The organism is Streptomyces sp. NPDC014734 (genome assembly GCF_043083325.1).
GTDB lineage: Bacteria > Actinomycetota > Actinomycetes > Streptomycetales > Streptomycetaceae > Streptomyces.
The window spans coordinates 131,851-138,903 of the sequence record NZ_JBIBYN010000024.1 but is presented as its reverse complement, the minus strand read 5'-3'; the positions used below and the strand labels follow the sequence as shown (position 1 = coordinate 138,903).

Sequence of the window (7,053 nt, the reverse complement as noted above, 5' to 3'; positions counted from 1 at the left end):
GCCACCCCCGCAACTACCTCGCCTTCCTCGGCCTCGCCGCCGCCCTCTGCTGCTACAAACGACTCGCCCGACTCACCACATAGGACACGGTCTAAAGCGGGTGTCGCAGGTTCGAATCCTGCCGGGGGCACAACGCGCTACCGCTCCGACCTGTATCGGAGCGCTGAACAGGCTCCTCGGAGTGTCACTCCGAGGGGCCTGTTTCATGGCTGGAGGGGAAAGCTTGGGCACGGTGTGCCTGGTGTGTGCCGCCCTGCCGCCGCAGTCGACGGTCCGGGCCGGGAGCAGGCGCTCCACGGCGTCTGTGGGGCGCTGGTCTTGAGCTGCTTTCCCCGGTCGAACAGCTTGCGCTCCACCACGTCTGGTTCGGTTCCCCAGCGTTCGGCCCACGCGTGGGCCAGTTCGAGATAGCTCGCGTACTTCGTCGAATCCCATCGCTCGTTGGCTCTCCACTCCTGGTCCGACAGCTCGTTGAGGGCCAACGCGACGTTGCTGTCGATGATCAGGGGCCGTCGTTCGCCCGCAGGACGATCAGCGGTGGCGAAGTACAGGTACTTGCTGAAGAACGCTGGGCCGAGGTGTTTCACCCGGGCGTGCCGGTCGTTCAGCACGCGGTAGGCGGCAACGGGGTCTCCGCCATCGATCTCGGCCTTGGCGCTGCGGATCCGCTCGTCCAGCCGGTCGGGATCATTCGCGTGGAAGACGCGCGCACGGCGGGCAACCTCCCGAGCCCTGGTACCGGTGCCCCACACCAGGGCGGCCATCAGGAGGTCGCGCCTGCCCTCCGGGGTGTCGGTGTGCTCGGCCATCCGGAACACCGACCGCCGGTCCACGATCGGCCATCGCCCCACACGAGGCAGGTCGGCCAGGCGTCGGGGCCACCACTCGTCGTTCGGCAGCCTGGAGATCCACTGCTGGGGGTCGAACGAGATGGCCTGCGCCAGTACGTACGCCTCACGTCCCGGGGGCGGGGCGCGGAAGAACTCATCGGGCTCGACCATCCCGGCTCCTCAGCTGCCTGTCATCGCGGTGCCCGGTGGGCCGAGGACCAGCACTCCCGCCATACCGCGCACACGGACGGGGCGTGTTCCCCAAGTCCGCAGACACCATAGATGCCGCGGACACCACAGGTAACGCAGATGCCGCAGATGCCGCAGATGCCGAATGCGCTGATGTGCGGCACTGATCGGGTGGCACAGTGCTGCCGCCCCCGGGGCCGCCGGTTCCCGCCGCCGCCCGCTCGCGGCGCGGTGGCCGGAGCGGAGTCCGTCCGGGCTCGGGCCCCGCCCTCGGCCCGGTGGATGCCGGGGTACCGGCCCGGCACGCATACGGACCGCGGGCGACTTGTCGGCGTGATCCGCTCTTGTGAGCGGGTTCTCCGACCACGATCACGAACGCATGGCGGATGAACGGTGCATGCACGACCTCGTGGCGGGTCAGCGCACCGAGTCGGTCAGTGCACCGAGTGCGCTCCCGTGCCCGTAGGGCTGACGGCCCGGGTGTCCTCACCCGTGGTGGCCCGGTCTTCCACCGCACCGCCGATTGCGAAGCCCTGCGTGACGGGCGGCGAAAGGCTCGGCGATTCGGCCGGGAAACGCACGATCCCCGGAACGTGGCCCTTTCCGTGGCGTTGGTGGAGGGGCGCGGGGCGTGTATCCCGTGCGCTTCCCCGGTTTCCGCCCGTCTGGCGACGCGAAGCCGTGCCACGTGCTCGTCGGCGGCGTCCGGGTGCCGGGGCTCCTCACCCAATGGCACCGGAACGCCGATCGCCGGTGGTCCGGTGTGGTGACGTACGTCGTCGACGGCGAGCAGGTGACCGGTGTCAAACCAGGCGGAACTCCGGTCGGCGTAGTACGGCGACTCGTCCCTTCCTCCCTCTTCCCTCCCCTCCGTCATCCAGATGCCTTCGAAGGGGTCCGGCCGAAGGCGACGGAAGGCATATGAGGGCGTGCGGGGGTGGCCGAGGGCTTACGAGGGCGGGCAGGGGCGTGCGGGGAACTACCGTGTTGCCGGGTTCGTCCCACCGGGGGGTGAGGTCGCGAGGGCTGCCGACCTGGCATCGGTCACCGCCGTCCGCTGTCACAATGCCCGGGTCGGCGTGGAGGAGGGGGTTCGGTGATCGCTGAGACGGCGGCACTGCGTCTGGGCACGACCGTCGCGAACGCGGCGGGTCAGTTCTGGCTGGGGAGCAGGCGGCGGGAACAGGAGCGTTCGCTGCCCATGGAGGAGCTGGTCCGGGTACGGATACCCGGGGTGCGGCTCCAGCGCGAGGTCCGGCAGCAGTTCGAGCAGATCACCAACGCGGTGTTCGACCGGCTGGAACCGTTCCTGAAGCACGCGTTCCAACGTCTGGACGAGGGCGGTCGCCGGGCCGTTGTCGATGCCGTGTCCGATACGTTCGTGCGCGCGGACCTGTCGGACGAGGCTCTTCTCGCCGCGAACGCCCACCCGGCCGAGCTCATCCGCAGCATCACCGATTCGGTCCGTGCCCCGGTCGGGCTGAACGAGGCGGAACACCGCCTGTACGAGATGCTGTTCGCCGAGTGCGTGGAGTACTACGTCCGCGTCGTGCGCAGCCTGCCGGTCTTCGAGGAGCGGGCGGCGGGGGAACTGCTCTCCCGGACGGCCACCTTGGGTGCCGAGGTGGCCCGCATTCTGGAACGCCTGCCGGATCGTTCGCTGTTCGCACCGGATGGCACGGACCAGGACACGGCTTTCCGGCGCACCTATCTGGAACTGGTCAGCAGGGACCTCGACGAGGTGGAGCTGTTCCGCCGCACGTCCGATCGCGCCGCCATGCCCCGGGTCCGGCTGTCGATCGCCTACGTCAGCCTGCGGGCCAGCGGGGACGACGGGAGGCGTCGGCGTGCCGCGCGCTCGCTCCCCCTGCTCCGGCCCGACATGAGCTACTGGGAGGAGGCCGGGGGCGAGAGTTCCGGCATCGGCGTCGAGGAAGCGCTGCTGGACGCGTCCCGCGTACTGCTGCGCGGGGAGGCCGGTTCGGGAAAGACGACCCTGCTGCGCTGGCTGGCCGTCATGGCGGCGCGCGGCGCCTTCACCGGTGAACTCGACGAATGGAACGGGCTCACCCCGCTCTTCGTGAAGTTGCGCGAGTACAGCGGCCGGACGCCACCGGCCCCGGAGGCGATGCTCGACGGGGTCGCCGGGCCCATCACCGGGGTCATGCCCCGGGGGTGGGTGGAGCGACAGCTCGGCAGCGGGAACGCGCTGCTCCTGATCGACGGAGTGGACGAGCTGCGCGACCGGGAGCGCCGCGCGGTGCGGGACTGGCTGCGCAAACTGCTGGGGCAGTACGAGGACGTGCGGGTGATCGTCACCTCGCGCCCGGCGGCGGCCGGCGCCGACTGGCTGCGTCGCGAGGGCTTCACGGCGCTCCACCTGGAACGGATGACACCACCGGACCTCGCCGCGTTCGTACGGCAGTGGCACCAGGCCGTACGGGCGCTGGGCGACGAACTGCCCTGTGCCGTCGACGAGATCCCGCAGTACGAGCAGTCCCTCCTGGCCAGCCTCAAGGACCGGGCGCATCTCCAGTCGCTGGCGGGGACACCGTTGTTGGCCGCCATGCTGTGCGCCATGCACCTGAACCGGGGCCGTCAGTTGCCTCGGGACCGCATGGAGCTGTACCGCAACGCCCTGCACACCCTGGTGCACGACCGGGACGCCGACCGGAACGTGCCGAGCGCGGTGGACAGCAGGCTCAGCCTCGGCGACAAGCTCACCATATTGAGAGATCTCGCCTGGCGGCTGTCGGACAACAACCGCAGCGAGATCGATCTGGATCGGGCGGTCGGGTACGTCACGGCGAAGCTGAAAGCGATGCGGCACCTGGACGTACAGGACGGCGAACAGGTCCTGGAACAGCTGCGGCACCGCTCCGGAATCCTCCGCTCCCCCGCCGAGGCGCGTCTGGACTTCGTGCACCGCACTTTCCAGGAGTACCTGGCCGCCGAGGAGGCCGCGGAGGAGGACCGCATCGGCAACCTGGTCGGCCGGGCGCACCTCGATCCATGGCGCGAGACGATCATCATGACGGCGGGCCATGCCAACTCCCGGCAGCGCGAGGAGTTGTTGTTCGGCATCCTTGACCGCGCCGAGGCCGAACCCCGGCACGCCCGCACCTTGCGGCTGCTGGCGGCGGCCTGCCAGGAGACGCTGCCCTCCGTGTCGGACGGGCTCGCGAACCGGCTGGACGAGGCGGTGGCCCGGTTGCTTCCCGCGAGGCGTCCGACGGATCCACCGGCCCTGGCGGCCGTGGGCCCCCACCTGCTGCGACGGCTGCCCCCTTCGCTGGGCGCGCTCGCCGAGAAGGCCGCGGCGCAGACGGTTCGGACCGTGGCGCTGATCGGGGGTGAGGAGTCCCTGGAACTCCTGGCGGGGTATGTGGGGGACGAACGGAAGGGTGTCGTCCAGGAACTCATCAACGCGTGGGACTTCTTCGACGCGGACGCCTATGCCGACGCCGTGCTGTCCCGGCTCGCGCTGTCGGAGCATCGGGTGACACTCACCCACTCCGGCCAGGTGCGTGCGGCAGGCCGATTGCGTTCGCTGAGCAGCGTCCGAGTGACCCACTCGGTGCGCGGACTCGGGTTTCTCGCCGATCTCCCGCCGCTGCGGAGCCTGTGGGCCAGTGGTCTGCGCGAAGCGGGTGACCTGTCCGTGCTCCGCGGGCATCCCGGTCTGGAACGACTCCTGCTGTTCGGCACGGGGGCCGCGGCGAACACGTCGGTTCTCGCGGAGCTCCCGGAACTGCGCGACCTGGCGCTCGTCATCGCCGAGGGGAAGGACCTGGGCTTTCTGCGTCGGATCCCCCGGCTGAAATTCGTCAGCCTGCACCTCCTCGGACCGGGCACCGACCTGGGCACGCTGACCACCCTCCCTCGGCTGGACTGCCTGCACCTGTTCGCGCGCACCACGCACAGGGCATCGGGTTTCAACGAGCTGGGGGACATGACCGCACTCACCAGCCTGGTCCTCTCCGGCTACGACGTGGATACCTGGCTCGCGGCGCTCGGAACCACGCCGCCCTCATTGACCGACCTGAATCTTGACGATTGCGTCGTGCCCCTCGACGGCGATGCCTTCGCACGGTTCGGGAATCTGCGCTCGGTCACCCTCTCCGGGTGCCGCGCCCCCGACGGCACCCGCATCACCGCGCTGGACATCCCGGGGGTACACACGCGCGTCAGCTGACCGGACGGTGTGCCGGGGCTCCCGGGCCGTGATCCGGTTCTTCTCGCTCCAGCACGTCGTCGTACAGACGGAACAGGCGCGGCAGGTGCGTGGACGCGCCCCGCTCCGGCCCGGTCTCCAGCAGGCGGCCCCAGCAGGCGGCGGTGAGTTCCCTGGCGCGTCGGCCGGGCCAGGGGCTGGGCAGCAGTTCGGGTGGCAGCAGCGGGTCGGGCTCCATGGCCCGGGTGAACTCGGCAGCGAGCTCCACGGCCATGGTCAGTCGCTCGGTGTCCGGGAGTGTCCCGCCCATCGTGCCGGCCCCGGTCCGCGTCCCGGCGCCGTCCCGGGCCGCCCCGGCCGGTCCCTCGCCGTGCCGTTGCACGCCGCGGTCGATCTCGGCGAGGCAGGACTCGGCGAGGCGGGCGAGGCGGGCGTACCGTTCCGCGATCTCGGCGAGCGGCCACAGGGACGCCGCCAGATCGGCAGGCCGGTCCACGGTGCCGATGCGCAGATCGGTGCTGGTGAGGAAGGTGACGGCGGGCAGGACGTCGAGCGTCCGGGCCTCGGCCTCGACGTACGGCTCGATGGGGTTGGCGCTCGCGTAGAAGCCGCCCTGGACCGGGGCCGCTCCCAGGCGCAGGAGGCTGTCGCGGAGCGTGTCGCGGGCGGCCCGCCTGGCCTCGGGCACGGCGAAGGCGAACAGGTGCCAGACGCCGTCCCACGGGGCGAGGCCCCGGTCCTGGCGGTAGGCGTGGCGCACGAAGTCGGCGTCCGGGGCGAGGGATCCGGTGGCGTCCGCGGTGGCCCGGAGCACGGCCTTCCGGCCGCGGCCCTCGTGGTCGAACCGGCCCTCGGCGACGAGGCGTTTGACGCACAGCCTCACCTGCTGGTCGGTCATGCCGAGGATGCCGGCGACGGCGTAGAGCTCCCCCGCGTCCACCGTGCCGTCCTCGCGCACCAGGGAATGCACCAGCAGACGGGTCGAGACCTCCGCCCGGCTTCTTCCGGCGTTCATCGTGCCTCCTCGCGGTCCGCCGCCGTGACCGGACGGTACATGGTGGTCACCGCCGAGAACCCCATCAGGTCGCGCAGGTAGGGCGTGCGCTCGGTGCGCGTCGCGGTGAATCCGTGCCGTTCGTACAGGGCGCGGGCCCGCGGATTGACGTCGATGACGTCCAGCCGGACGCGTCGGCAACCGCGATCGGCGGCCAGTGCCACGATCTCCCTCAGCAGCAGGCCGCCGATTCCGTGGCCGCGGTGGGCCGGGCTCACGGCGATGCCGTCCATCACGAGTTCGTGGGCCGCCGGGGTGCGCGAGAGGAGGGAGAGGAGCACCAGGCGCGGCAGCCCGCGCAGCGCCCCGTACGTCGCGAGCACGTCACGCGCCCCGCCTCCGGTCAGCGCGCGCCCGCCGAGCTGGTATCCGGCCACACCGACCACTTCGCCGTCCAGGAGGGCGGCGATGCCGCGGTCGTGGTGGAGGTGGCGGGCGATGAACGCCCTTGCGGTGTCGGGCGGGTCGAGGGCCGGGCCGAGCTTGCGGCCGAACGCCTCCCAGTAGAGCTCCGCGACACGCGCCTCGTCACCCTGCGGAATCGACCGGCGCACCTCCACCGGTCCGCCGCGCCGCGCACGTCCGTCCTCCGGACCCGTCATCGCTTCTTCATCCCTCTTCTCCCCATCCGGTTCTCCCCTGCCTCTGCGCGCCGTCCTCTTCGGCCCCCGGACACCCGCCGCTCGCGGACTGCTCCGAAGGCGGCTGCCGCCTCGCACATGGTCGAGTGTAGTACGTTCATTTGAAGAACGAGCGTTTTCAGATCGATAGAAATGAATGGGATGGGGAACGGTGACCGAGAGGAA

General features: G+C 70.8%; 4 protein-coding genes. 1 reads left to right on the top strand and 3 read right to left on the bottom strand.

The window, feature by feature from the left end; all coding sequences use genetic code 11:
• Nucleotides 1-203 precede the first annotated feature (203 nt).
• Nucleotides 204-1,001, bottom strand: a complete 798-nt coding sequence (locus tag ACF1CT_RS30635) for a hypothetical protein (RefSeq protein WP_391787233.1) — start codon at nt 999-1,001, stop codon at nt 204-206.
• 1,114 nt (nt 1,002-2,115) lie between these two features.
• Here ACF1CT_RS30635 and ACF1CT_RS30630 point away from each other — a divergent pair.
• Entirely contained in the window at nt 2,116-5,214 is a 3,099-nt protein-coding gene (locus ACF1CT_RS30630; RefSeq protein ID WP_391787232.1) for an NACHT domain-containing protein, read from the top strand.
• Here the strand turns inward: ACF1CT_RS30630 and ACF1CT_RS30625 are convergent.
• Entirely contained in the window at nt 5,207-6,208 is a 1,002-nt protein-coding gene (locus tag ACF1CT_RS30625; protein ID WP_391787231.1) for a PaaX family transcriptional regulator C-terminal domain-containing protein, read from the bottom strand. The genes ACF1CT_RS30630 and ACF1CT_RS30625 overlap by 8 nt on opposite strands.
• Nucleotides 6,205-6,849 (bottom strand): GNAT family N-acetyltransferase, encoded by a 645-nt coding sequence (locus tag ACF1CT_RS30620; RefSeq protein ID WP_391787230.1) that lies wholly within the window; start codon nt 6,847-6,849, stop codon nt 6,205-6,207. The genes ACF1CT_RS30625 and ACF1CT_RS30620 overlap by 4 nt, the downstream gene beginning before the upstream one ends.
• Nucleotides 6,850-7,053 lie beyond the last annotated feature (204 nt).